This window comes from Pseudomonas sp. B6002 (genome assembly GCF_013385985.1).
GTDB lineage: Bacteria > Pseudomonadota > Gammaproteobacteria > Pseudomonadales > Pseudomonadaceae > Aquipseudomonas.
In genome coordinates, this window is record NZ_JACAOY010000032.1 from 1 (window position 1) to 542 (window position 542).

General features: G+C 60.1%; 1 protein-coding gene. It reads left to right on the plus strand.

The features are described from left to right. Positions 1-542: ShlB/FhaC/HecB family hemolysin secretion/activation protein (locus tag HX792_RS27950; RefSeq protein ID WP_218172832.1), on the plus strand; the 542-nt coding region annotated here is incomplete at both ends.

Genomic DNA, 542 nt, shown 5'->3' on the forward strand with positions numbered 1-542 from the left:
AGCGACCACCAGAAAACCTCGCGCAATTCGATGCTCAATTACAACCTGCCCTTTGGCTGGTGGAACCTCAATTACACCTACAGCGAGTCCGAGTACCGCTCCCTGGCCCAGGCCAGCAACTTCAACTTCAAGCAATCGGGCGACAGCCAGAACCACCAGTTGCGCCTGGAACGGGTGATCCACCGCGACTCGCTGAGCAAGACCTCTTTGAGCACCGGCGTAGCTTACCTGCGCACCAACAACTTCATCGAAGACAGCAAGCTGGCCCTGAGCAGCAACCGCTTGAGCGAAGCGCAGTTCGGCATCAACCATGGCCGACGCATTGGCGGCTCATTCCTCAACATCGACCTGGGCATGCAGGACGGCATCGGCGCGTTCGACGCCCAGGCCAATCACAACCCGCGCCCGGGCCAGCCGGATGCGCGCTACCGCAAATACACCGCGACGGTGAGTTACTTGTACCCGTTCAAATTGTGGGGCGAGTCGCTCAGTTTCAGCAGCCTGATGACCGGCCAGCGCAGCGAAGACGTGCTCTTCAGCCC